Source organism: Synechococcus sp. CCAP 1479/10, from assembly GCF_019038515.1.
Classification (GTDB): Bacteria; Cyanobacteriota; Cyanobacteriia; order PCC-6307; family Cyanobiaceae; genus Cyanobium.
Map to the genome: position 1 here is coordinate 252,407 of NZ_JAFKRJ010000026.1, position 23,277 is coordinate 275,683.

19 protein-coding genes are annotated in these 23,277 nt (G+C 71.0%); 8 read left to right on the forward strand and 11 right to left on the reverse strand.

What is annotated here, in order from left to right:
- Nucleotide 1: 1 nt before the first annotated feature.
- Together KUG39_RS09485 and KUG39_RS09490 are read right to left on the reverse strand one after the other, a co-directional pair.
- The gene (locus KUG39_RS09485; RefSeq protein WP_216914737.1) at nucleotides 2-1,324 is read right to left on the reverse strand and encodes a 5-(carboxyamino)imidazole ribonucleotide synthase; all 1,323 of its coding nucleotides are present in this window, start codon (nucleotides 1,322-1,324) and stop codon (nucleotides 2-4) included.
- A 43-nt stretch (nucleotides 1,325-1,367) separates the two neighbouring features.
- Nucleotides 1,368-2,264, reverse strand: coding sequence for a carbohydrate ABC transporter permease (locus KUG39_RS09490; RefSeq protein WP_216914739.1), 897 nt, complete (start codon nucleotides 2,262-2,264; stop codon nucleotides 1,368-1,370).
- An 82-nt stretch (nucleotides 2,265-2,346) separates the two neighbouring features.
- Between KUG39_RS09490 and recQ the strand changes: the two genes are divergently transcribed.
- The 3 genes from recQ (at nucleotide 2,347) to KUG39_RS09505 (ending at nucleotide 6,576) form a co-directional block, all read left to right on the forward strand.
- Nucleotides 2,347-4,176 (forward strand): DNA helicase RecQ, encoded by a 1,830-nt coding sequence (gene recQ, locus KUG39_RS09495; RefSeq protein WP_216914741.1) that lies wholly within the window; start codon nucleotides 2,347-2,349, stop codon nucleotides 4,174-4,176.
- Between the two features lie 27 nt (nucleotides 4,177-4,203).
- On the forward strand, nucleotides 4,204-5,343 hold the full coding sequence (aroB, locus tag KUG39_RS09500) for a 3-dehydroquinate synthase (protein WP_216914743.1): 1,140 nt from the start codon (nucleotides 4,204-4,206) through the stop codon (nucleotides 5,341-5,343).
- Between the two features lie 138 nt (nucleotides 5,344-5,481).
- Nucleotides 5,482-6,576: a DUF4912 domain-containing protein gene (locus KUG39_RS09505; protein ID WP_216914745.1), complete on the forward strand. Its 1,095-nt coding sequence runs from the start codon at nucleotides 5,482-5,484 to the stop codon at nucleotides 6,574-6,576.
- 6 nt (nucleotides 6,577-6,582) lie between these two features.
- Here the strand turns inward: KUG39_RS09505 and KUG39_RS09510 are convergent, their stop codons facing one another.
- Nucleotides 6,583-6,768 (reverse strand): DUF8642 family protein, encoded by a 186-nt coding sequence (locus tag KUG39_RS09510; protein WP_216914940.1) that lies wholly within the window; start codon nucleotides 6,766-6,768, stop codon nucleotides 6,583-6,585.
- A 176-nt stretch (nucleotides 6,769-6,944) separates the two neighbouring features.
- Nucleotides 6,945-8,123, reverse strand: coding sequence for a class I SAM-dependent methyltransferase (locus KUG39_RS09515; RefSeq protein WP_216914748.1), 1,179 nt, complete (start codon nucleotides 8,121-8,123; stop codon nucleotides 6,945-6,947).
- 49 nt (nucleotides 8,124-8,172) lie between these two features.
- On the opposite strand from KUG39_RS09515, the gene KUG39_RS09520 reads away from it, so the two are divergent.
- Complete coding sequence (locus tag KUG39_RS09520; protein ID WP_286193085.1) at nucleotides 8,173-9,084, forward strand: TPM domain-containing protein; 912 nt, start codon at nucleotides 8,173-8,175, stop codon at nucleotides 9,082-9,084.
- 4 nt (nucleotides 9,085-9,088) lie between these two features.
- Here KUG39_RS09520 and KUG39_RS09525 read toward each other — a convergent pair whose 3' ends face one another.
- From KUG39_RS09525 to KUG39_RS09535, 3 genes are all read right to left on the reverse strand, one after another.
- Nucleotides 9,089-9,844: a glycoside hydrolase family 24 protein gene (locus KUG39_RS09525; protein ID WP_190609523.1), complete on the reverse strand. Its 756-nt coding sequence runs from the start codon at nucleotides 9,842-9,844 to the stop codon at nucleotides 9,089-9,091.
- Between the two features lie 315 nt (nucleotides 9,845-10,159).
- The gene (locus tag KUG39_RS09530) at nucleotides 10,160-11,245 is read right to left on the reverse strand and encodes a hypothetical protein (RefSeq protein ID WP_216914750.1); all 1,086 of its coding nucleotides are present in this window, start codon (nucleotides 11,243-11,245) and stop codon (nucleotides 10,160-10,162) included.
- On the reverse strand, nucleotides 11,239-12,114 hold the full coding sequence (locus KUG39_RS09535; protein WP_094584657.1) for a TIGR04168 family protein: 876 nt from the start codon (nucleotides 12,112-12,114) through the stop codon (nucleotides 11,239-11,241). Before KUG39_RS09535 ends, KUG39_RS09530 begins: the two co-directional genes overlap by 7 nt.
- A 68-nt stretch (nucleotides 12,115-12,182) precedes the next feature.
- Between KUG39_RS09535 and nadA the strand changes: the two genes are divergently transcribed.
- Nucleotides 12,183-13,148 (forward strand): quinolinate synthase NadA, encoded by a 966-nt coding sequence (gene nadA, locus KUG39_RS09540; RefSeq protein ID WP_216914928.1) that lies wholly within the window; start codon nucleotides 12,183-12,185, stop codon nucleotides 13,146-13,148.
- 34 nt (nucleotides 13,149-13,182) lie between these two features.
- Here the strand turns inward: nadA and KUG39_RS09545 are convergent, their stop codons facing one another.
- Nucleotides 13,183-14,268 (reverse strand): class I fructose-bisphosphate aldolase, encoded by a 1,086-nt coding sequence (locus KUG39_RS09545; protein ID WP_094584659.1) that lies wholly within the window; start codon nucleotides 14,266-14,268, stop codon nucleotides 13,183-13,185.
- A gap of 109 nt (nucleotides 14,269-14,377) precedes the next feature.
- Here KUG39_RS09545 and KUG39_RS09550 point away from each other — a divergent pair, with 109 nt between their 5' ends.
- From KUG39_RS09550 to KUG39_RS09560, 3 genes are all read left to right on the forward strand, one after another.
- Nucleotides 14,378-15,418, forward strand: a complete 1,041-nt coding sequence (locus KUG39_RS09550) for a ligase-associated DNA damage response exonuclease (protein WP_216914930.1) — start codon at nucleotides 14,378-14,380, stop codon at nucleotides 15,416-15,418.
- Nucleotides 15,419-15,589: 171 nt separating this feature from the next.
- Nucleotides 15,590-19,129: a bifunctional diguanylate cyclase/phosphodiesterase gene (locus KUG39_RS09555; protein WP_216914752.1), complete on the forward strand. Its 3,540-nt coding sequence runs from the start codon at nucleotides 15,590-15,592 to the stop codon at nucleotides 19,127-19,129.
- A gap of 16 nt (nucleotides 19,130-19,145) precedes the next feature.
- Complete coding sequence (locus KUG39_RS09560; RefSeq protein WP_216914754.1) at nucleotides 19,146-20,822, forward strand: ATP-dependent DNA ligase; 1,677 nt, start codon at nucleotides 19,146-19,148, stop codon at nucleotides 20,820-20,822.
- On the opposite strand, the gene KUG39_RS09565 is transcribed toward KUG39_RS09560, so the two are convergent.
- From KUG39_RS09565 to KUG39_RS09575, 3 genes are all read right to left on the reverse strand, one after another.
- On the reverse strand, nucleotides 20,798-21,406 hold the full coding sequence (locus KUG39_RS09565) for a DUF4178 domain-containing protein (RefSeq protein ID WP_216914756.1): 609 nt from the start codon (nucleotides 21,404-21,406) through the stop codon (nucleotides 20,798-20,800). The genes KUG39_RS09560 and KUG39_RS09565 overlap by 25 nt on opposite strands.
- Nucleotides 21,407-21,499: 93 nt before the next feature.
- A complete protein-coding gene (locus KUG39_RS09570; RefSeq protein ID WP_216914758.1) occupies nucleotides 21,500-23,047 on the reverse strand; it encodes a polyamine aminopropyltransferase in 1,548 nt (515 codons plus the stop codon).
- A complete protein-coding gene (locus KUG39_RS09575; RefSeq protein ID WP_094584667.1) occupies nucleotides 23,044-23,277 on the reverse strand; it encodes a hypothetical protein in 234 nt (77 codons plus the stop codon). Before KUG39_RS09575 ends, KUG39_RS09570 begins: the two co-directional genes overlap by 4 nt.

The window sequence follows — 23,277 nt, forward strand, 5'->3', positions numbered from 1 at the left end:
CCTAGGCGGGTTGGTGGGGGAGCGGCCAGATGGCCCGCACCTCGGCCAGCAGGCGCTGCCGCTGCAGCTCCCGCTCCTCCGCGGTGCTGCCATCCAGGAGCAGGGTCAGATGGCCCAGCTTGCGGCCCACCCCACCGCCCCGCTTGCCGTACCAGTGCAGATGGGCGCCCGGAAGCGCCTCCAGCGCCCGCCGGCGCACGAGCTGCTCGTCATCGCCCGTCTCCGGCGCCAGCAGGTTGACCATCAGCGCCCCGGGCACCACGGCATCGGTGGAACCTATCGGCAGCCCGGCGACGATCCGCACCTGCTGGGCGAACTGGCTGGTGCGGCAGGCCTCGATCGTCAGATGGCCGGAGTTGTGGGTGCGGGGGGCCAGCTCGTTGACCTGCAGCCCCGAGCGCCCGTAGAAGAACTCGATCGACAGCACCCCCACGTAGTCGAGGGCGGTGAGCAGGGAGGCGGCCACATTGCGGGCGAACACCTCGACCCGGTGGTCCACCGGTGCCGGGAACAGCACCCAGTCGCAGACACGGCTGTGCTGGTGGGTCTGCACCAGGGGGTAGCAGGCCACCTGCCCCTGGCGGTCACGGCAGGCCACGAGGGCCAGCTCCTGCTCGAAGCTCACCAGTTCCTCGAGGATCCAGTCGTCTGGCTCGACGCGCTGGAGCAGCTGCTCGAGGGCCCCCAGGTCGGCCACCGGCACCGTGCCCCGGCCGTCGTAGCCCCCGCGGCTGGCCTTGGCCATCAGGGGAAAGGCGAAGCCATCGGGGAGGCGCGGCAGCGCCGGCGCCTGCAGGGGACGCGGGGGAGCCACCAGCGGCAGCCCATCCGCGTCAGGTGCCTGGGTGAGGGGCGGCTCCGGCTGGAGCACATCGGCCAGGGGGCACCAGCGGGGGGCGGGCAGATGCAGGTCGCCAAGCAGCCGCCGCTGGCCCGCCTTGCTGACCAGGGGCTGGAGGGCGTCGAGACCCGGCAGGAACTGCAGGGCGGGCCCCTCCAGGGCCCGCAGATCCTCGAGCGGGATCCACTCGTTCTCGAAACTGATGGCGCCGCATCGGCCGGCCAGCTCCCGGGTGGCGTTCACGTCTTCGACCGGCGCCAGCACCACGCTGGCGGCGGCGCGGGTGGCCGGATCCTCGGCGCCGGGCGTCTGCACGTGAAGGGCGACACCGAGATCCCGGGCGGCCTCGGCCAGCATCCAGGCCAGCTGGCCACCGCCGACGATGCCGATGGCCTCGAGCGGTGCCGGCGTGGTCTGGGAAAGGGGGTCCGCGATGATCTGCACCCTGGGGTTGGTGGCTCGAAGCTGAAACCAGCCTGGCATCAGGTCGTCGAGGCCCCCTGCAGGGGGATCCCTGGCGGGGGGATCACTGGAGCGGGTTCTCGGCGGCGAAGGCGTAACGGAGCAGGCTGAGCAGCAGCACGATCAGAAACAGGGCCAGCCCGACGGTGCAGGCGTAGCTGATCTCCAGCTCGGAAAAGGCCTGGTCGTACACGTAGTAGACGATCGTGCGGGTGCTGTCGGCCGGGCCCCCCTGGGTCATCAGGTAGACCTCCTCGAATACCTTGGTGGCCCCGATCGCCGAAATCACCGCCACCAGGGTGATGTAGGGCCTCAGCAGGGGCAGGGTGATGTCCAGATGGCGGCGCCATCCCTCGCTGCCATCCAATGCCGCCGCCTCGTAGAGATCGGCGGAGATCCCCTGCAGGCCGGCCACGAAGATCACCATGTAGTAGCCGAGGCCCTTCCAGAGGGTCACGAGCATCACCGAGGGCAGGGCCAGGCCGGTGGAGGTGAGGAAGCCGATCGGTGAGAAGCGATCCCCCAGCAGGGCGCCGAGCCAGCCGTTGACCAGGCCGTTCTCTGCGTAGAGCCAGCGGAAGGCGATCGCCGCCACCACCAGCGACACCAGCACCGGGGTATAGAAGGCGCCACGGAACCAGTGGATGCCCGGCAGCTGTCGGTTGACCAGCACCGCCAGGGCCAGGGATCCGAGCACGATCGGCGGCACCACCCCCACCAGATAGAGAAAGGTGGTGCCCGTGACCCGCAGCAGCATCGGGTCGGCCAGCAGGCGGCGGAAGTTGGCCAGGCCCACGAAGGTGAGCGGCTCGCCCACATCCAGCCCGGTGCGGGTGAAGCTGATCAGCAGGGCCATGGCCGCCGGGATCAGCACCGACACGGCGAGCAGCACCAGGGCGGGGGTCAGGAACGCCCAGGCGGAGCGGGTGGCAGCCGGTGCGGCGGGGGTGGGTGGGGCCATGGGTGCATCCTGCCGGAGCCGGGGCGATGCACAATCGGAACCGAGGCAGGAGCCCCCTTGGTGCCGCCCCACCCCTTTCCCCATGACCCCAACGCCGACGCCGAAGCAGGTGCTGCGGGAGGTCTTCGGCTACGACGCCTTCCGCGGCCCCCAGGCTGCCATCGTCGAGCACGTCTGCGCGGGGGGATCGGCCCTGGTGCTGATGCCCACCGGTGGCGGCAAGTCGCTCTGCTATCAGATCCCGGCCCTCTGCCGGCCGGGCACGGCCGTGGTGGTGTCGCCCCTGATCGCCCTGATGCAGGACCAGGTGGGGGCCCTGCGGCAGGCAGGCGTGCGGGCGGCCGCCCTGCACTCGGCCGAGAGCGGCGAGGCGGCGGCGGCCACCTGGCGGGAGCTGCAGGCCGGGAGGCTGGATCTGCTCTACGTGTCGCCGGAGCGGCTGCTGAACGGTGATCTGATCGAGCGGCTCGCCGATCTGCCCCTGGCCCTGTTCGCCATCGACGAAGCCCACTGCGTCTCCCAGTGGGGCCACGATTTCCGGCCCGAGTACCTGCAGCTGGCGGTACTCGCCGAGCGCTTCGGGGCCGTTCCCCGCATCGCCCTCACGGCCACCGCCGATCCCCGCACCCGGACCGAGATCGTGGCGCGCCTGGGTCTGGAGCAGGCGGCGGTGTTCCTGGCCAGCTTCGATCGGCCCAACATCCGCTACCTGCTGCGGGACAAGAGCGAGCCGAAGCGCCAGCTGCTGGAATTTCTCGCCAGCCAGCGGGGCCACGCCGGCATCGTCTACGCCCGCTCCCGCAAGCGGGTGGAGGAGTTCGCCGCACTGCTCAAGGCCGAGGGGCATGACGCCCTGCCCTACCACGCCGGCCTGGCGGCGGACACACGCAGCGCCGCCCTGGAGCGGTTCCGCCATGGCAGCGGCGTGATCGTGGTGGCGACCATCGCCTTCGGCATGGGCATCGACAAGCCGGACGTGCGCTTCGTCGCCCATGTGGACCTGCCCAAGAGCCTGGAGGCCTACTACCAGGAGACGGGCCGGGCGGGCCGCGATGGGCTGCCCGCCATCGCCTGGATGGTGCACGGCGCCGCCGACGTGCCGCCGCTGCGCCGCTTCATCGAGGAGTCCGACGCCGAAACGGCCCAGAAGCGGATCGAGCATGGCCGGCTCGACTCCCTGATCGGCTTCGCCGAGACCTCCGGCTGCCGCCGCCGGATCCTGCTCGACTATCTCGGCGAAACGGGCAGCGGCGACTGCGGCAACTGCGACGTCTGCCTGGAGCCGAACCAGGGCGTGGACGTGACCGAGCCGGCCCGCAAGGCCCTCTCGACCGTGTACCGGACAGGCGGCCGCTTCGGGGCCGCCCATCTGGTGGACGTGCTGCTGGGGGGCGACACCGCCCGGGTCCGCAGCCTCGGCCATGACCAGCTGGGGGTGTACGGAATCGGCAAGGAACTGGACCGGCTGCAGTGGCGCAGCCTGTTCCGCCAGCTCACCGCCAGGGGCTACCTGGTGGCGGCCGCCGATGGCCACGGCGGCCTGCAGTTCGGCCCCGATGACCTGGTGCGGCCGCTGCTGCGGGGGGAGTCGCGGCTTGAGGTCCGGCTGCCGCCTCCGGCCCGGGAGCGGCGTGGGGTGCGCCCCTCCGGGAACGCCACACCAGGGGCCAGCGCGGAGTCCGCCGATCCGGAACTCCTGGCGGCCCTGAAGGCCTGGCGGCTGGAGCAGGCCCGGCAGCAGCGCCTGCCTCCCTATGTGGTCTTTCACGACCGCACGCTGGTGGCCATCGCCGAACGCCGCCCCGCCTGCCTTGAGGAACTCGCCGGTCTCACCGGCATCGGCAACGCCAAGCTGGCCAGCTACGGGGAGGCGGTGCTGGAGGTGGTCCGGCGCCAGTCGCCCCAGGCCTAGCCTCGGGCCACCCTCGCCCCTTCCTCCGTGCCGCAGGAGTACCGCACCATCACGGTGTCCCTCGCTGCCGATCCCTACCCGATCCTGATCGGTGAAGGCCTGCTCGGGGGCCTCGGGTCCTTCCTGCTCGAAAGAGGAATCCAGAGCGGCACCCGGGTGCTGATGGTGACCAACCCCGACGTGGAAGGGTTCCATGGCGCCCGGGCGCTGCAGAGCCTGGAGGCCAGCGGCTTTGTGGTGCGGACGCTGGTGATCGAGGCCGGGGAGGAACAGAAAAACCCCGCCACGGTGGCGGCCATCCACGACGCCGCTTTCGCCCACCGCCTGGAGCGGAGCTCCCTGATCGTCGCCCTCGGTGGCGGTGTGGTGGGGGACATGGCGGGCTACGCCGCCGCCACCTGGCTGCGGGGCATCGCCGTGGTGCAGGTGCCCACCACCCTGCTGGCGATGGTGGATGCGGCCATCGGCGGCAAGACCGGGGTGAACCATCCCGGTGGCAAGAACCTGATCGGCGCCTTCCACCAGCCCAAGCTGGTGCTGATCGACCCCCTGGTGCTGGCGACCCTTCCGGAACGGGAGTTCCGGGCCGGGATGGCGGAGGTGATCAAGTACGCCGTCATCGGCGACGGGATTCTCTTCCGGGATCTGGAGACGGCCGCCGAACGGGACCCCCGCGGTGGCCTGGCCAGCCGGGAAGCCCTCGGCCCCGTGCTCCTGCAGCGGCTGCTGGAGCGCTCGGCGGCCGCCAAGGCCCGCGTGGTGGCGGCGGACGAACGGGAAGGGGGATTGCGGGCGATCCTCAATTACGGACACACCCTGGGCCACGCGGTGGAGAACCTCAGCGGCTACGGCACCTGGCTGCACGGCGAGGCCGTGGGGCTGGGCATGCTGGCGGCCGGCGACATCGCCGTGGCCATGGGTCTCTGGAGCCAGGCGGATCAGGACCGCCAGCGACGCCTGATCGCCGCCGCCGGCCTGCCCATGGACTGGCCGGCCCTCGATCCGGAGGCGGTGCTGGCCTCCCTGCAGGCGGACAAGAAAGTGCGCCAGGGGAAGGTGCGTTTCGTGCTGCCCACCGGTGTGGGCTCGGTCACGATCCGCGACGACGTCGAACCCGCCACCATCAAGGCCGCCCTGGCGGTCGCCAGTTCGATCGGGGCCCCCTGACATGGCGGCCCGATCCGGGGGGTTCCTGCCGGCCATGCCCCCCAGGGAAGGGGTTCAATCGTGGTCTTTCGCTGACAGGGAAGGCGCGATCCCCCCGGATCGGAGACCATCACCGGAAGGTTTTATTCACCACGGCCCATGAGCAGTCGTCCCAGCCGGTTCAACAACTTCCTGAGCCAGCCCCTGCGACGACTCGGTGCCCTGGCCCGAACCATCGGGCTCGGCGGCCAGGAGGAGACCGCTGAGCCCGACCCATCCGCCGCTCCCGTGGAGGAGCCTCCGGCGGCGGCGGCTCCGGCCCAGGCGCCCTCCACCCCTGACCCCGCGCCCCAGGAGAGCGGCGGTGGAGCCAGCTGGGTGGCCTTCGTGCCCCGTGATCCCCAGTGGTCCCAGGTGCGCTGGTTCATCGAGCCGGCCGACCGCCAGCGGGCCCAGGCGGAAGGGGCCACCCAGCTGTGCCTGCGCGTCGCCGACGTCACGGGCCTCGATGGGGGATCCACCCATCCCCACACCCTGCAGGAGGTGGTCGTCGACAGCCAGGCCAGCGAGTGGTACCTGCCGGTTCCCCTCTCCGGACGCGATTACAGGGTGGAACTGGGCTTCCGCAAGGGGGGCAGTGGCGGCTGGATCTCCATGGCCTTCTCCGCCACCGCCCATGTGCCGGAACTGGACGGACCGGCCCTGACGACGCCCGATCCCTTCGTGGCCTTCTCCATGCCGCCCGCCGCCGAGCCGGCTCCTGGAGCCATGCCGGCGCGGGAGATCGTCAACGATCTGCACGAGCGGCTCTACCAGAGCGCCACCAGCCCCTGGCGCCGCCTCGGCCGTGGCTCCGAGGCCTTCCACGAGATGGATTCCGCCGCTGGTCTCGCCGCAGGCGGTGCCTTGTCCGCCTCCGGTGCCGGCCCCTGGGCCTCCGGCCGCAGCGGTTCCGGCATCGGTGGGGTGGCCCCCCGCCAGCGCTCCTTCTGGCTGGTGGCCGACGCCGAGCTGATCGTCTACGGCGCCACCGACCCCTCGGCGAGCCTCAGCATCGGCGGTGAGGCCGTTCCCCTTTCCGCCGATGGCACCTTCCGCCTGCAGGTGCCCTTCCGTGACGGCCAGCAGCTCTACCCGATCGAGGCCCTGGCGGCCGATGGCGAGCAGAAGCGCAGCATCACCATGGAGTTCCGCCGCACCACCCCCCACGCCAACGTCAATCCGCGCGAAGAGGCCCAGTCGGAATGGTTCTGAGGAGCCTCAGTGGCTCTCCCGCAACTCCTCGGTGCAGATGGTGATGCACTCACCGTCGTCGAGGGAGCAGGTGGTGATGCAGGCGAAGTAACGCTCGACGGGATCGTCGTTCGCGGCGCCATTGACAGCAAGCTGATCCGCCGACCGAACGGCAGCCCGATCAGCCACGCGATCACCCAGAACCCTGTCCATGGCCGCTCCTCTGGAAGTCTTTTCAACCTAACCTCATCGCCTGATGGCGCCTGAAGGATTGAGCAGGAATGCTCAATCCTTTGTGAGGGGATGTAACGGCGGCGGTTGAGGTGTTGAAGGCTTGAGTTGTAACGCTGCGTTGAGATGTAACGCTGAGTTGCGTTGGAACCCTGGGTTCACACCGTGGGTGGCAGCAAGAACAGGGGCTCCGTCATCGGGGTCGGCGGCTCACCGTCGCGGCGCAGGGCGATCCAGCGGAATTCACCGAGCCCGGCAGGATCCACCAGCCGCAGCAGGGTCTCCCTGCGCTGCAGCAGCTCCGCCAGCGGCGTGCCGCTCTCCTGCTGGAGGCCATGCAGACGCTGGGCCAGCCCGAGGGCCAGCAGGGCCTCCCCCTGACGGCAGACGCCCAGGGTCTGCCAGCCTCCGGCCCGGGAGGCCACCTCCAGGCTCTCCAGGCAGAGGTGGGCGGTCAGGTCCCAGTGGCCCGGCTCCTGCAGCGGGTCGTCGCTGGCCCGCTGGCGCCGGTAGGCCATCAGGGTGCCGTTGCTGCGCTGGGGTGCGTAGTAGCGGCGGGCCTCGTGGGCGTAGTCGATCACCAGCAGCCAGCCCTGGGCGAGCGCTTCACCGCAGGCGACCAGCCAGGGGGCCAGACCGGGATGGAGCTCGCTGCACCAGCCCTCGGGGCGGCGTTCATCCAGGGGCAGCAGTCCGAGGTCGGCCAGGGGCTCGAGCAAGGCCACTGAGAGGGGCTCGCCGGCCTCCAGGCGCAGGCCGTCGCCCTCCAGGACGACCCGCTGGCGGCACCAGCGCCCACCCCGTCGCTCGATCCGCTCCACGGCCAGGGCGTCGAGCACCTCGTGGGCCAGCACCACCCCGCGCACCGAAGCGTCCGCCAGGGTGCGGAAGTCGGCCCAGCGCACGGGCAGGGGGCAGGCGGCGAGCCGCCGGCGCTGCCGCTCGGCCATGCCGGCATTCGGCTCGACGAGCACCAGCTCGGTGCGCCTGGCCAGGGAGGGCCAGCCGGCATGAAGCGCTTCGGCCAGCTGCAGGGCCAGCTGCCCCTCCCCCGGTCCGGTCTCCACCAGGGCCAGGGGTTCGTCAGCGGGCAGCTGGGCCAGCCACTGGGCCACCTGGGGGGCCAGCAGGCGGGCGAACTCCTCCCCCAGCGAAGGGGCCGTGGCGAAATCGCCTCCCGGACCGATCTGGAGCCTGCCACTGCCGTAGGCGCCATGGTCCGGGTCGTGCAGGACCCAGTCCATGTAGTCAAGGAACGGCACCGAGCCGCCCGCCGCCCGCAGGCGCTGGGCCAGCCAGTCAGGAGCCGCCGGGGAGCCGGGGTGGGACGTGGTCACGCGGCGTGGGGGGACTCGGTGAGAATGCTGACCGATGGACGACGGAACGATGCGAATGGCGGCAGATGGGGCAGCGGGATCGGTGGCGGTGACGGCGGAGACGGTTCAGGCACCGCAACGGCGCAGGCCCGCGCGAAGCGGCCCCCTGGGGCGGCGGCTCGGGGCCGCCCTGGCCACGGTCTGCCTCGTGCTCGCCACCTGGCTGCTGCCGGGCGGCGGCGGCCCCGCCCTGGCGGCGGACAACCCCCAGCTGCTGCCCGATCACCCCACCCCGGTGATCGACCTGGCCAAGGCCCTCACCGATGGCGAGCGGGGGGCCCTGGAGAGCGAACTCGAGGACTTCGAAGCCACCAGCGGCTGGAAGCTGCGGGTGCTGACCCAGTACGAGCGCACGCCCGGCCTGGCCGTCAAGGGTTTCTGGGACCTTGACGAGCGCAGCCTGCTGCTGGTGGCCGATCCCCGCGGCGGCAACCTGCTGAACTTCAACGTGGGCGAAGCCCTGTTCGCCCTGATGCCCCGCACCTTCTGGGTGGAACTCCAGACCCGCTATGGGAATCAGTTCTATGTGCGGGACCACGGCGAGGACGGCTCGATCCTCTCCGCCATCCATGCCGTGAAGGGGTGCCTGGCGATCGGCGGCTGCCAGGTGGTGCCAGGCCTGCCCCAGGAGCAGTGGATCCTGACCCTGTGCACCTCAATCCTGGGCGGGCTGATCGTGGGGTTCGCCGCCTTCCCCCGCCAGGAGGGTCGACGGGTGGAGTGGACCTGGGTGCTGCTGCTCTCGCCCCTGTGGGTGATCCTGTTCGTCGCCCTGGGCATGGGACCGATCATCACGCGCACCCACGACGTGCTGCCGCTGCTGCGCAACGTGCTGGGCTTCCTCGGAGCGGCGGTGCTGGCCTACCTGATCGCCCAGAAGACCCTCGGAGGGGTGCGGCTGGAGGGCAAGGGGGAAGGCTGAGCGCTCAGGGAGCGGAGGTGGCGGGGGTGCTGACGCGCTCCAGCTGACAGGACAGGCTCTCGTCGCTGCAGGCCGGTGGCACCTGGCGGATGGCCACGTCCTCCCAGACGGCGGCGGCTTCCCGGCGGAGCTGGGCCAGGTTCTGCTCGTAGAAGCGGCGCAGGTCGTTCAGGCGCTTCACGGGCTGCCCATAGAAGCTGCGGCCGGCCATGGTGGGGAAGGAGGCCCACTCGGGAGCGAGACGGGCGACCAGGTCGGCGCTCAGCTCGCCGCGGTCGGCCAGGTGCAGGGCACCGCGGCGCTGTACTAAAAACAGGGCGGCCTGGTCCTGGGACTCCGGTCCGAAATCGCGCACGCCGAGGGCCCGGGTGACCATGTCCCAGGTCGGGGGCATGAACTGGTAGGCGCCGGCGGCGGCACTGGCGTAGCGGGCCGTGCGCATGACGCGGTTGGGATGGCGCTCGAGGGAGTCGAACAGGCTGCCGCCGAAGAGGATCCGGTAGCCGATTTCATGGCCATTGGCCCAGGTGCCCTCGGCGTAGCGGATCGTGTTGAGCAGGGCGCGCCGCTCGGGGGTGATGGCGAAGACCCGGGGGGCGGCCGGCAGCGGCGTCAGCATCGCGACCCGCGTGGGGCCGGCGGAGGCGGCGCTGCTGGCCCCCCAGCCCTGGGAGCCCTCGGCGGCCCTGACTGGCCCGGCCAGGCTCAGACCCAGTCCGGCGAGGGCGAGAAGCAGGGGGGTGCGCTGAAGGTTCGGCAAGAGGAGAGGTCGTGAAGGACAAGTGGGGGAAGACCCGTTGCAGTAACAACAGAGTCAATCCGGCTTGATGCGCTTGGTGTGACCAGGTCTTCTGGAGAACGACAACAGGAAGAACCAGTGATCCCGTGGCAGAGAAATTGAATTCATGCCGCCGAGACTTGGCGGTAATTTGCCGATGAATCAGCAGAATCGATTCCTTATTTGTGACGGTCGAACAACTGTCTACTTGTATCAAGAATGACGTTTTGCATTCCGGTTACAGCCAGGGACTGATATCTCCCGGATTCGATGAACAGATGATCAAATCCTGAAGGCCTACCCCATAGGCAGTGCTGATCGTCCCTCCAGCCAGGTCACGAGCGTCCGTGCGGCGGTGGACGCCCCGTCGTCCGCCAGGGGGCCGCGCCGGGGGGGAATCAGGGGCTGGTCCAGCTCCCAGTCGCCGCGGCGGAAGGACTCCTGGCTCAGCAGCCGGTGCCAGCCGTGGTTGCGCAGGTCCTCCTCCAGCACCGGCGCCTCGGCGAAGCCGCTCCGGTGCACCAGATGGATGCCCACCCCCTGGCTGAAGGCCTCGCAGAAACTGCTGTAGCCGGGCTTGGTGATCAGCCGTCCGGCCAGGGGCATCAGGTCGAGGGGGCGCACCCCCGGCGGCAGGCAACGGCCATTGGGCACCGTGGCCAGCAGCGGCTCCGGCCCGATGAACACATGCTCGGGCCAGCGGGCCAGCAGCGCCGGGTCGATCGCCATGCCGAGCCCCCCGAAGCTGACCAGTACCACCCGCTCCCGGTCCGCCGGCAGGTCCAGCTCCCGGGCCAGCCGTTCGCCATCGAGCCGGGGCCGGGAGCAGGTCAGGCCCAGCCGCACCTCCGGTACCCCCCAGTCCATCGGCAGGGACAGGGGGCAATGGAGCAGCAGATCCCCCTGGCCGTAGAGCTGCCGGTGGCGATCGGCCCAGGGACGGAAGGCCGGGCCCATGGGGGCATGGATCACGTCCCAGCCGAAGCTGGCCAGCCACACGAGCGGCACTTGCAGTCGACGGGCCAGCAGGGCCGCCGCCGGAGGCACATCCCCCAGCACCAGGACCGGCTGACGCTGGTCCTCCAGCCAGCGGGCCTCGCGCTCCACCAGCGCCGGCAGCTCCTCCTCCAGCCGCTCGAGGGCGGCCAGGGTGGCGACGGCATCGGCTCCGAGGGCATCGGCCTGGATCACCCCCACGTCCCAGCGGCAGGGGCGCAGCTCGTAGGGCACACGTCCGAAGGACAGCTCCAGGAACCCCTGGGGCAGCCCGGTGGAGACCACCAGCCGCCAGTCGGGCCTCAGGGCGGCCAGTTCAGAGAGCACCGAGACCGTGCGGGATCCGTGGCCGAAGCCATGGCTGCTGACGCAGGCGTGGATCAGCAAGGACTCAGCACCCCCGCCGCCGGCAGGGACGCCGTCCAGAGGGTCTGCTCGTAATGGAGGGCGCCGTTGATGCCGTACCAGCGGTGGCTGATGTGGCGCAGATCGCCGTCTGAGAAGACGACCCAGCTGAAGTGACGCAGGGCCCGTCCCTGCTGATCCACGCCGTGGCGGGGAACAGAGGCGGTGTTGAGGAAGGCGGTGCCCTGGGCGTCGCGGCGGAAGCTGAGCCGTTCCCCCTGGTGATGGCAGAGGGCGTGATGCATGTGGCCGAACACCACCAGGGGCAGGCGGCGGCGGCGGCGGATCTGGTCCACCGCCAGGGCCAGATCCTGATCCCCCCAGTCGCAGGCGGGTGCCTTCCAGTCCCGGCCGCAAAGGTCGTCCACCTGGGTGCCCAGGCCGCTGGGGCCGGAATGGGCCAGCAGGATCAGCGGCAGCTGGGGATCGGCGGCCAGGGCCGCCCGGCTGATGCGCTCGGCGGACTCCTGCAGGCCCACCGGTCCGTAGACCGATCGCACTGCCTTCGAGAGGTGGAAGCCGCCGCCGGCGGTGCCGGGACGGGCGCCCACCACCGCCAGTCCGGGAGGACGCAGCTCCCTCAGACCCCAGCCGCAGTGCCGCTCGCCGAGCAGCTCCAGCTGGCGGCGCAGGGTGCGGCCGCTGCCGTCCTTGCCGGCATCGTGGTTGCCGAGCACGCAGGCGATCGGCAGCTCCAGGGTGGCGAGCAGTTCGGGGATGCGGCACTTGCCGTCGCTGAGGTCGCCCACCAGCAGGAGGGCATCCGGACGGATCCGATCCAGCACGTCGTGGTCACTGCGATCCCACTGGTCGTGCAGATCCCCCGCAATGGCGATGTTCAGCTCAGCCAATACCGACCGCTTCCTAGAGTGGGATCATCGTGCATGAGAAGGGGCATCGGTTGGTCTTCACGCAGACGCTGACCCACACGCCCCAACCCAGCCCTGAGGCCTGCCCGCCCCGTGCTGAGCTGGCCGCCGCGATCGACACGCTCAAGAACGAGCGCAACGCCATCATCCTGGCCCACTACTACCAGGACGACGCCATCCAGGACTGCGCCGATTTCATCGGTGACTCCCTCGAGCTCTCCCGCCGCGCCGCCAGCACCGACGCCGAGGTGATCGTCTTCTGCGGCGTCCACTTCATGGCGGAGACCGCCAAGATCCTCAATCCCGGCCGCACGGTGCTGCTGCCCGACCTGGAAGCCGGCTGCAGCCTCGCCGACGCCTGTCCGGCCGACGCCTTCGCCGACTTCCGCCAGCGCCACCCCGACCACGTCGTGGTGAGCTACATCAACTGCTCCGCGGCGGTGAAGGCCCAGAGCGACCTGATCTGCACCAGCAGCAACGCGGTCCACCTGGTGCAGCAGCTGCCGGCCGATCGCCCGATCCTGTTCGCCCCCGACCAGAACCTGGGGCGCTGGGTGGCCCGCCAGAGCGGCCGGGAGCTCACCCTCTGGCCCGGCAGCTGCATCGTCCACGAGACCTTCAGCGAGCAGGCCCTGCTGCGCCTGCGCCAGGAACACCCCGAGGCCGAGGTGATCGCCCATCCGGAGTGTCAGCAGCACCTGCTCGATCTGGCCGACTTCATCGGCTCCACCAGCAAGCTGCTGCAGCGCACCCAGACCAGCCCGGCCCCCTCCTTCATCGTGCTCACCGAGCCGGGCATCCTCCATCAGATGCGGCGGCGGGCACCGGAGAAGACCTTCCATGAGGTGCCCGGGGCCGATGGCTGCAGCTGCAACGCCTGCCCCTACATGCGGCTGAACACCCTCGAGAAGCTGTGGCAATGCCTCCACACCATGGCGCCGGCCATCGAGCTCGACGAGGAGATCCGCTTGCGGGCTCTGGTGCCGATCGAACGCATGCTGGCGATGAGCGCCTGAGGGGCCGGCCCGGACCCCTGGACTCGGCAGCGGCTCAGTAGCTGTAGTTGGCCACGAACAGCGAGCCGGCATCACCGGAGGGTTCGGAGCCGGCCACATAGGCCCCGCGGGCCGCGGCGCCGTTGGCCCGGGCGCGGGCCAGCAGGGCCGCCTGGCCCGCCGCCGTGTCGCTCCCCTTCCATTCACTCAGGCAGGAATGCTGCAGGGCCCGGCCGTAGGAGAACCCCAGGTGCCAGGGGGCGCCCGGGTCGGCGGCATGGATGGCCGAGAGCAGGACACTGGCCTCCTCCTCCCCCAGTCCCCCCGAGAGGAACAGGATCGCCGGCACGGCCGGGGGCACGCTGCGGCGCAGGGTGCGGACGGTGTAGGCCGCCACCTGGGCGGCGCCGGGACGGTCGGAGCCTTCGGCGCCTGGCAAGGTCATCGAGGGTTTGAGCAGGGTGCCCTCCAGGAACACGCCGTTGCGGCCAAGGGCCTCGTAGACGCTGCGCAGCACCCATTCCTGCACCGCCGCAGTGGTGAGGATGTCGTGGTCGCCGTCCATCAGGATCTCCGGCTCCACGATCGGCACCAGGCCCTCCTCCTGGGCCGTGCGGGCGTAGCGGGCCAGCCCCCAGGCGTTCTCGCGCACGCACAGCTCCGAGGGGCAGCCGTCAGCGCTGATGCGCAGCACGGCCCGCCATTTGGCGAAGCGGGCACCGCGGGCGTAGGCCAGGGCCGCCCGCTCCTGCAGCCCCCGCAGGCCCGTGCACCAGGTCTCGCCGGCCAGGCCTCCGGCCAGGGGCTCGACACCGAGATCCAGCTTGATCCCCACCACCAGCCCCTGCTCCTTGAAGAGATCGACGATCGATCCGGCCGGCCGGCCCGGGATCGGGGCCGCCTCCTGGTAGAGGGTTTCCTCGTAGAGGATCACGCCGCTGATGGTCTCGCCGAGTCCGGGGGTGGTGGCCAGCAGGGTGCGGTAGGCGCGGCGGTTCTCCTCGCTGTTCTCGACACCGATCGCCGCGAAGCGCTTGCCGATCGTGCCGGTGGATTCATCCGCCGCCAGCAGGCCGGTGCCCGGCCGGGCCAGGGCGGCCGCGGTGGCCTCCAGCTCCTCGCGATGGGTGTCGAGTGACATCGGGCCAGGGGCGACGGCTGTCCCCATGGCTAGTGGTGAGCCCGCACGCCGTCAATGGGCCCGGGGCCGCCAGGATGCCGCCATCCCCCTGCAGCAGCACCAGCGCGCCATGGCCCTGCCGCCCGACGGCCTGCTCCAGCTCACCCCCCAGGGGCTCTACTGCCCGGCGGCGGCGGCCTGGATCGACCCCTGGCGACCGGTGAGCCGGGCCCTGATCACCCACGGCCATGCCGACCACGCCAGGCCCGGCAGCGCCGCCTACTGGGCGGCGACCCCTGGTGAGGGCGTGCTGCGCCAGCGGTTGGGGGCCGGCATCGAACTGACGGGGGTGGCTTACGGCCAGGAGCGCCGCATCGGCGAGGCCCTGGTGTCGTTCCATCCGGCCGGCCATGTGCTGGGCTCGGCCCAGATCCGGATCACCGCCGGCGGCGAGACCTGGCTGGTCAGCGGCGACTACAAGCGCGATGCCGACCCCAGCTGCGCCCCCTTCGAGCCGGTGAGCGCCGACGTGCTGATCACCGAGGCCACCTTCGGCCTGCCGATCTACCGCTGGCGGCCCGGCCACCGGGTGGCCGCCGAGATCCTGGCCTGGTGGCGCGGGGCACCCCAGCGGCCCTCCGTGCTGTTTGCCTACGCCTTCGGCAAGGCCCAGCGGTTGCTGGCGGAGCTGGCGGTGCTGGGGGTGGAGGAGGAGGTGCTGCTGCACGGGGCGGTGCAGGCGCTGATGGAGCCCTACCGGAGCCAGGGCGTGGTGCTGCCGCCGACGCGGCCGCTGAGCGAGCTCCCCCGCAGCGCCTCACTGGCGGGGCGCCTGGTGCTGGCGCCTCCCTCGGCCCACCGCTCGCCCTGGATGCGGCGGTTCACGACCCCCCAGACCGCCTTCGTCAGCGGCTGGATGGCGGTGCGGGGGGCGCGGCGGCGGCGCGGCTTCGAGCGGGGCTTCGCCCTCAGCGACCACGCCGACTGGGACGGGCTGCTGGCCACGGTGCGCGACTGCGGCGCCCGGCAGATCTACGTCACCCACGGCAACAGCGACGGACTGGCCCGCTACCTGCGCGAGGAGCTGGGACTGGCGGCCGAGCCCCTGGGGAGGGCCTTCGAGGGGCAGCGCAATGAGGAGGGGGAGGTGGCCGCAGCCTTGCCGGCCTGAAACCTTGCCGGCCTGAAGCTTTACGGGCCTGAAGCCTTGAAGAGATCAAGGCCCGCTGAATGTTCGCGATGGAACCGCAGTATGGGCGGCGAGGGAATCAATAACTGTTGAAGGTCCGGGGTGACGGGGGCAGCTCGCCTTTAGCGTTCTTCAGGAAGGGACGGTGGCGTCATGGGTGAACGTGGGGGATCGGCAGACCACATCGCGACCCTCCACGATCGCCTGGCCGATTTCTGCCTGATCGCCGACCTCACCGACACCGACCTGCTCGCCTCCGATGCGCTGAGCGGCGAATTTCTCGCCTGCAATGATTCAGCCCACACCCATCTGGGGTACAGCATCCCGGAACTGCTTGCCCTGTCCCCGGAAGCGATCCAGGCCGATCCCGATCACGACGCTGCCTGGGTGGCCGAGCGTCGCCGCGAGCTGATCGCCGCCGGCGGCGGGACCATGCACACCCGTCATCGCTGCAGCGATGACTCCATCCGCGATGTCATCGTCCGCAGCCGTGTCCTGGAGATCGACGGGCAGCAACTGATCGTGAGCTGCGTCAGCGACGAAACCCAGCAGCGCCATCGGGAAATCCAACTCGCCGACACCCTCTCCCTGCTGGAGGAGGGATCCTCGATCAGCGGCATCGGTGTCTGGGATCTGCGCTTCAGTGACGGCCGCATGCGCTGGTCGGAGCAGACCCGGCGCCTCTGCAAAGGCCAGCGCAGCGGTGAGCACACCTCGCTCCGGGACTACGGCGCCCTGGTGCATCCCGACGACCGGCTCCGCTGGCACATGGATGTGCGGCGAGCCGTCACCCGGGGCGATGTGTTCCGCAGCTGCCATCGGGTCTGCTTCGGGGACGGCACGGAGGTGATGGTGGAGGCTGTGGGTCACCTCAGTTACGACCACAGCGGAGCGCCGGCGCGCATGGTGGGGACCCTCAGGGATGTCACCGGCGAGCAGGCCCTGATGCAGGCTGTGGCGGGCGAGCGCTCCTGCGACCCCCTCACCGGACTTCCCAACAAGCTCGCCACCCTGGAGGAGCTGAACCGACGCCTGAGCGGTCGCCGCTACAACGCGTCGATGGCGGTCCTGAGCCTGGATGTGGATGGTTTCGGGGACATCAACGACCACTTCGGATCCGATGTCGGCGATCGGGTGCTCCGCGCCATGGCCGGCCGGCTGCGGGATCTGATCGGCCCGGGCGACTGGCTGGCGCGGCTGGGCAGCGACCAGTTTCTGATCCTCATGGAGGAGGGAGTCCGCTCCATCGGTGATGCCATGGGCGCCGCCCGTCGTCTGCAGCAGGCGTGGGGCCAGCAGCAGCCGTTACTGAAGGACCTGCCCCTCGACCCGACCTTTTCCGTGGGCATCGCCACCTATCCCGAGCACGCCCAGGAGAGCCGGACGCTGATCCAGTGCGCCAACACGGCACTGATGAAGGCGAAGGCCCAGGGAAGCCTTCAGGTGTGTGCGTACTCCAGCACGATCTGCCGCCAGATTCAGGAGCGCATGGAGCTGAGCCTGCAGCTCTCCCAGGCGCTGGATCGCGAACAGTTCCGGCTGCTGATTCAACCGCAGCGAACCCCATCCAACGCGCTCGCCGGCGGAGAGATCCTGCTGCGCTGGACCAACCATCTGAGCCTCTCGGTACCGCCCAGCCATTTCCTGCCGCTGGCCGAGGAGAGCGGTCTGATCCTGCAGCTCTCCCCCTGGGTCCTGCGTCAGACCGCCCAGCGGATCAGCGACTGGCAGGCGGCGGGCCTCCGCCCCCCGCGACTGGCCCTGAACGTCTCCCCGCGGGAGCTGGAGCTGCCGGACGGGCGCTTCATCGGCGCCATGCTGGAGACCCTGGCGGAGCACCAGCTGCGGCCGGAGCAGCTGGAACTCGAGATCACGGAAACGGCGTTGATCCGCAATCCCCTGCTGGCCCGTGAACAGCTGCGGGTGCTGGCCGATCAGGGGTTCCGGATCGCGATCGACAACTTCGGAACCGGCTATTCCTCCCTGGAACTGCTGCGGACCCTGCCGGTCCATCGGCTCAAGATCGATCGCACCTTCGTGCAGGCGCTGGCGACCTCCCCCGTCGATCAGACCATCGTGGCCACCACCATCGCCCTGGCCCATGGCCTGGGGATGGAATGCACCGCCGAGGGGGTGGAGACCGAGGAGCAGCGCCGGATGCTGCAGGATCTTGGCTGCGACTGCTTCCAGGGCTTCCTGTGCGGCCCTCCACTGGAACCGGAGGCCTTCGAGGCCCTGCTCCTGAATCCGGACGCCGCCGTGATGCCTCCCCCGGAGCGCTGGTCGAGCGCGCCGCAGGGCAGCGAAGCCCCGTCCAGCCTGCCGACGGATGGGGCCCATCTGCCCGGCACGTTCGAGCAGCTCACGTTGCTGCGAACGGCCGTGGACGCCAGCCGCGATTTCTTTCTGCTGCTGCAGTCGGTCCATCGCCATGACGGCAGTATCGAAGACTTCCGGGTTCTGGATGTCAACAGAGCCGTCTGCTCCCACCTGCAGCAGGACCGCGAGGCGATCCTGGGCCAGACCCTGCTGGCCATCAGCCCGTCGATGGGCCAGAAGGGCCTGATCGATCTGTATGGCGATGCCGCCATGCGCAACGTCCCCACCGCCGTCAGTGGCTTTGCCGCCACCGATGGGCCCATGGCCACGGGCCGTCGCCTGTTCGACATCGAGATCACCCCGGAGCGCGGCATGCTCGCGGTCACCTGGCGGGATGTGACCGAGCAGGACCAGGCCGCCCGCAGCCTGGCGGATGTGGCGGCCCTCTACCGACTGCTCGCCGACAACATCGTCGATGTGATGCTGCTGCTGAACCACCACCAGCAGGTGGTGTGGGTGTCGCCGTCGCTGCAGCCGATGACAGGCTGGCAGCAGAAGCAGTGGCACGGCCGGAGGTTCCGGGATCTGTTCGCCTCCGCCGAGGAGCCACCCGGGCCGGTGGATCTCGACCAGTGGCTGGCGGAGTCGGGCCCGATCCGCCAGGGCCGTCTGCGGCTGGCCGATCCCGGCGGAGGCTGGAGCTGGGTGCAGCTGAGCGTCCGCAGGCTCGACGGCGACCAGCTGCGCAGCCTCGATACCCAGGGGGTCGACACCAGTGGCGAGGTGGATCCGGTCGGGGCCCCCCTGAGCCTGGCCCATGGCTATGTGATCACGCTCCAGCCGGTGGATGAGCAGGTCCTGGAGGAACGCCTGCTGCTGCAGCGCGCCAACACCGATCCCCTCACGGGCCTCTGCAGCCGCGCCGCCATCCTCGAGCGGCTGGAGCGGCTGCTCCTGGATGAACGGGCCCACAGCGCCCAGCCCCTGGCCCTGCTCTTCTGCGACTGTGACGGCTTCAAGGGCATCAACGATCGCCATGGCCACGCCTGCGGTGATGCGGTGCTGAGAACCGTGGCCCGCAGGATCCAGGCCCGGACCCGCCGTGGTGACCATGCCGGCCGGATCGGCGGTGATGAGTTTCTGCTGCTGCTGGAGGGGATCGAGCATCTGGAGGATGCGATCGCCTTCGCCGAAGACCTCCAGACCAGCATCAGCGAGCCGATCACCTGGAGTGACGCCACCCTCGAGCCCTCGTTCTCGATCGGCATCGCCCTGCACGGGGCCGGGGAGGATGCGGATCTGTTCCTCCGGCGGGCCGACCGCAACATGTACACAGCCAAGGCCGCCGGCCGCCACCGGGTGGTCGCCCTCTGAACCTGGGGCTGGGGCCATGCAGCTGTTTGCCGAGCTGATCGAAACCCTGGAGCACAGCAGCGGCACCCGGGCCCGGGTGGCCGCTTTGGCCGGCTTCTTCCGGGTGGCCGATCCGGCCGATGGCGCCTGGGCCCTGGCCCTGCTGCTGGGCAAGCGGCGCCGGCGGCTGATCACAGGCCGGCGGCTGCGGCAGATCGCTCTGGAGGGCTCCGGTCTGCCCGAATGGCTGTTCGATTCCTGCCACGCCCAGGTGGGGGATTCGGCCGAGACCATCGCCCTGCTGCTCCCCCGGCTGGCCCTGCCGCCGGCCCCGCCCCTGGAGCTGCCCCTGGCCGCGTGGATGGGCACGCGGTTGCCGGCCCTGGCCGCCCTGGAGGGCGAGGCGCAGGCCGAGGCGGTGCTGGCGGTCTGGGCGGGGCTCCCCGAGGGGCAGGTCTTCCTGTTCAACAAGCTGCTCACCGGTGGCTTCCGGGTGGGGGTGGCGGCCGGCCTGGTCACCCGGGCCCTGGCGGAGGTGGCAGGGCTGGAGGAGGCGGAGCTGGCCCACCGGCTGATGGGCGGCTTCGAACCCTCCCTGGAGACGATGCAGGCCCTGCTGGCGCCGCTGGAGGCCGGCGCGGCCGCCCCGATCAGCCGGCCCTATCCCTTCTGCCTGGCTTCCCCTTTGGAGCCGGAGCGCCTCGCCGCCACCGACCCCGCCGGCTGGCAGGTGGAGTGGAAGTGGGACGGGATCAGGGCCCAGCTGATCCGACGCGACAGCCAGACCTTTCTCTGGAGCCGGGGCGAGGAACTGATCAATGGCAGCTTCCCCGAGCTGGAGGGGGTCGCCGCCTTGCTGGGGCCGGGCACGGTGCTGGATGGGGAGCTGACCGTCTGGTCGGCCGGGGCGAGCCAGCCCGCCGGCTTCGGCCCCCTGCAGCGGCGGCTGGGGCGGCAGAAGCCCGGAGTCGCCCTGCTGCGGGAGTGTCCCGCGGCCTTCGTGGCCTACGACCTGCTGGAGAAGGGGGGCCAAGACCTGCGCCCCGAGCCCCTGGGCCGGCGCCGCGCCGCCCTGGAGGATCTGGTGCGGGGGCTGCCGGAGGCGGTCTCCACCCCCGCCGCCGGGCTCCTGCGCCTCTCCCCGGTGCTGCCGCTGGGGAGCTGGGAGGAGCTGGACACCCTGCGGCAGCAGGCCCGCTCGGTTGGCGCCGAGGGGCTGATGCTCAAGGCCCTCGATTCGGCCTACGGCGTCGGCCGGCGCCGCGGGCTGTGGTGGAAGCACAAGCTGGAGCCGATGGAGCTGGATGCGGTGCTGCTCTATGCCCAGGCCGGCAGCGGCCGCCGCGCCAACCTCCACACCGACTACACCTTCGGCCTCTGGGACGGCGAAGGCCGCCTGGTGACCTTCGCCAAGGCCTATTCGGGGCTCGACGACGGCGAGATCACCGAGCTGGACCGCTGGATCCGCCGCCACACCACCGAGCGCTTCGGTCCGGTGCGGGCCGTCGAACCGCTGCAGGTCTTCACCCTGGGCTTCGAGGGCCTGCAGCGCTCCTCCCGCCACCGCAGCGGCCTGGCCGTGCGCTTCCCCCGCATCCTGCGCTGGCGCCGTGACCGCACCGCCGAATCCGCCGATACCCTCGCCAGTGCCCTGGCCCTGCTGCAGAATCCGGCTCAGCGATCGGCTGGTCAGGGGGAAACAGCTGAGCGATAGACCGAGCGGCCATCCCCGGGCAGCAGCAGCGGTGCGGCCGGGTCAATGCGCAGGCCCAGGCTGAGCTCCGGCGGCCCGGAATCACCACCCTCCTCCCAGCGCTCCAGGGACAGCACCCGGCCCTCCGCCCCCTCGTAATCGCCGTAACGGCAGCCCGTCAGGCGCCGGTTCATCACCCGGGCGGCGGCGGTCACCGAGGCCCGACCCGTCTCCTTGAGGTGATAGAGCTGGCCGCGGCAGCGCACGTGCTCGGGGAAGTCGGCCGTCAGACCCTCCAGCTCGGCGGCGGGGACGTCCTCCAACCAGCTCACTTCCAGCCAGTCGTCCTCACAGACGCTCAGCCAGCGGCCATCGGTGCCGTCGCGCAGCAGGTACTCCAGCCACTGGAAACCGTCGTCGTCGTAGAGCAGCCGGTCTTCCACCACCCAGTCACGGCCGTCGTGCTGAACGATGTCGCCGGTGGTGAGGTTGAACAGGGTGCGGGCCTGCAGCTTCGGGGCACGGCGCCGCAGGCGGGCCCGCCGCCCCAGCACCAGGGCGACGGCGGCGAGCAGCAGCAGGAGCAGGAGAAGCCAGACGGCCATCGGAGCGCTCGGGGGCCGGACCATCAAGGCCGGCGGGCCCAGCATATGGACGCCGTCGCCTGGCGCCGGTGGCGGTCCGGGTGGCGGTGACGATCAGTTCTCCCGCCAGCGGCCCTGGCGCTGGTAGTCGGCCAGCACCGGCCGGTGCAGCCGGTTCGGCAGCACCCGCTCCCCCGGCGGCAGGGCCAGATCCCTGCTCAGGGGAAACAGGCGATCCAGCTGGCCCTGGTCGATCCAGCGGCCCTGGAAGGGGAGCACGGCCGGAGCCGGCCGCGGCGGGCCCCGGTGGGCCATCACGAAACCCCAGGGCCCGAAGCTGGGCACATCCACGCCGTAGGGGCGGGTGGTCAGCCGCAGCTCGGCCAGGGTGGCCTGGATCGAGGCCAGCACCCTGGGGCTGAAGAACGGCGTCGAGGCCTGGGTGACCAGCAGGCCGTGGGGGGCGAGCCGCCGCAGCAGGCGGCCGTAGAAGGTGACGCTGTAGAGACGCGCCAGGGCCGGCGTGGCCGGGTCAGGAAAATCGGCGATGATCACGTCGTAGGTGCCCCGCAGCTGCCGCACCCGCTCGAAGGCGTCGCCGATCACCAGCCGCGCCCGAGCGTCCTCGAGGCTGGCGCCGTTGAGGCGCCGCAGGAACGGCTGCTCCCGGGCCAGGCGCACCATGGCCGGGTCGAGCTCCAGCACATCCACCTGCCGCACCGCGGGCCAGCGCAGCACCTCCCGCAGGGCCAGGCCATCGCCCGCCCCCAGCAGCAGCACCCGGGCAGGCCGACCGTGCCAGGCCATCGCCGGATGCACCAGGGCCTCGTGGTAGCGGTACTCGTCGAGGCTGGAGAACTGCAGCTGGCCGTCGAGGAACAGGCGCAGGTCGTCGCGGCGGCGGGTGAGCACGATGCGCTGGTGGCGGCTCTGGATGCGGCCCACCACCGGATCCTCGTAAAGCCCGTCCTCGATCCGGTCGCCGAGGGGAACCAGCCCCAGGCCGGCCAGGGCGACCACGGGAACGGCGACGGCGATCGAGCGGCGCCAGAGCCGCCCCACCGGGAACACGGCGACGATCACCACGCAGCTGACCAGCGGCATCAGGGCCAGCAGGCCGGCGGTGGGCAGCAGCCCCAGCCAGGGGAGCAGCACCAGGGGAAACAGCAGGGCCCCCACCAGGGCACCCAGGTAATCCAGGGCCAGCACCCTGGCCAGGGCGACACGCAGCTGCTGGCCGCACTCCAGCAGGCGGGTCAGCAGCGGCACCTCCATGCCACCGAGCGCCCCCACCAGCACGGTGAACACCACCAGAGCCAGCCACACCGGCCCCCCCAGCCGGAACAGGGCGAACAGGCCGAGGGGCGCCAGCAGGCACAGGGGCGCCAGGGCCAGTTCGACCGCCAGGAACCACTGCAACAGGGGCATACCGGGGTCGGGCCCGGTGGCCAGGAACTGGCTCACCCAGGCACCCAGACCCATGGCGGCCAGGAAGGTGCCCACCACGACGCCGGTGGCCAGGGCGTGATCGCCGAGCAGATAGCTGGCCTGGGTGATCAGCATCAGCTCCAGCACCAGGCTGACGCTGGAGGAGAGGGCCGCCGCCGCCAGCAGCACCCGCACCTGAACGGGGCTGAGGGCCGGCAGGCTCCTGGCCGTCACTTGGCCGCGCCGGGTCCGCGCCCCTGGAAGCCCGACCAGTCCTGCCGGCGGGGTGTCGCCGTCACCCAGCGGCCGGAGCGGTAGCTGCCGCCGTAGCGGACGCCGCTGGAGGCGGCCGGGGTCCCCTCCTGGCCAAGGCGCCAGAGGCCGGGGCGGGTGATGGCCGCCAGGGTGCCGGCGGTGACCACCGTCACGGCCAGCACCATCACCACCGCGCGCTCATCGACCAT

Coding starts and splice junctions, on each gene's coding strand:
- KUG39_RS09565 (WP_216914756.1), bottom strand. CDS start 21,406: ATGGCCGTCTGGCTTCTCCTGCTCCTGCTGCTGCTCGCCGCCGTCGCC.
- KUG39_RS09560 (WP_216914754.1), top strand. CDS start 19,146: ATGCAGCTGTTTGCCGAGCTGATCGAAACCCTGGAGCACAGCAGCGGC.
- KUG39_RS09485 (WP_216914737.1), bottom strand. CDS start 1,324: ATGCCAGGCTGGTTTCAGCTTCGAGCCACCAACCCCAGGGTGCAGATC.
- KUG39_RS09575 (WP_094584667.1), bottom strand. CDS start 23,277: ATGGTCGATGAGCGCGCGGTGGTGATGGTGCTGGCCGTGACGGTGGTC.
- KUG39_RS09510 (WP_216914940.1), bottom strand. CDS start 6,768: ATGGACAGGGTTCTGGGTGATCGCGTGGCTGATCGGGCTGCCGTTCGG.
- KUG39_RS09545 (WP_094584659.1), bottom strand. CDS start 14,268: ATGTCACTCGACACCCATCGCGAGGAGCTGGAGGCCACCGCGGCCGCC.
- KUG39_RS09505 (WP_216914745.1), top strand. CDS start 5,482: ATGAGCAGTCGTCCCAGCCGGTTCAACAACTTCCTGAGCCAGCCCCTG.
- KUG39_RS09520 (WP_286193085.1), top strand. CDS start 8,173: ATGCGAATGGCGGCAGATGGGGCAGCGGGATCGGTGGCGGTGACGGCG.
- KUG39_RS09555 (WP_216914752.1), top strand. CDS start 15,590: ATGGGTGAACGTGGGGGATCGGCAGACCACATCGCGACCCTCCACGAT.
- KUG39_RS09490 (WP_216914739.1), bottom strand. CDS start 2,264: ATGGCCCCACCCACCCCCGCCGCACCGGCTGCCACCCGCTCCGCCTGG.
- KUG39_RS09550 (WP_216914930.1), top strand. CDS start 14,378: ATGGCCCTGCCGCCCGACGGCCTGCTCCAGCTCACCCCCCAGGGGCTC.
- recQ (WP_216914741.1), top strand. CDS start 2,347: ATGACCCCAACGCCGACGCCGAAGCAGGTGCTGCGGGAGGTCTTCGGC.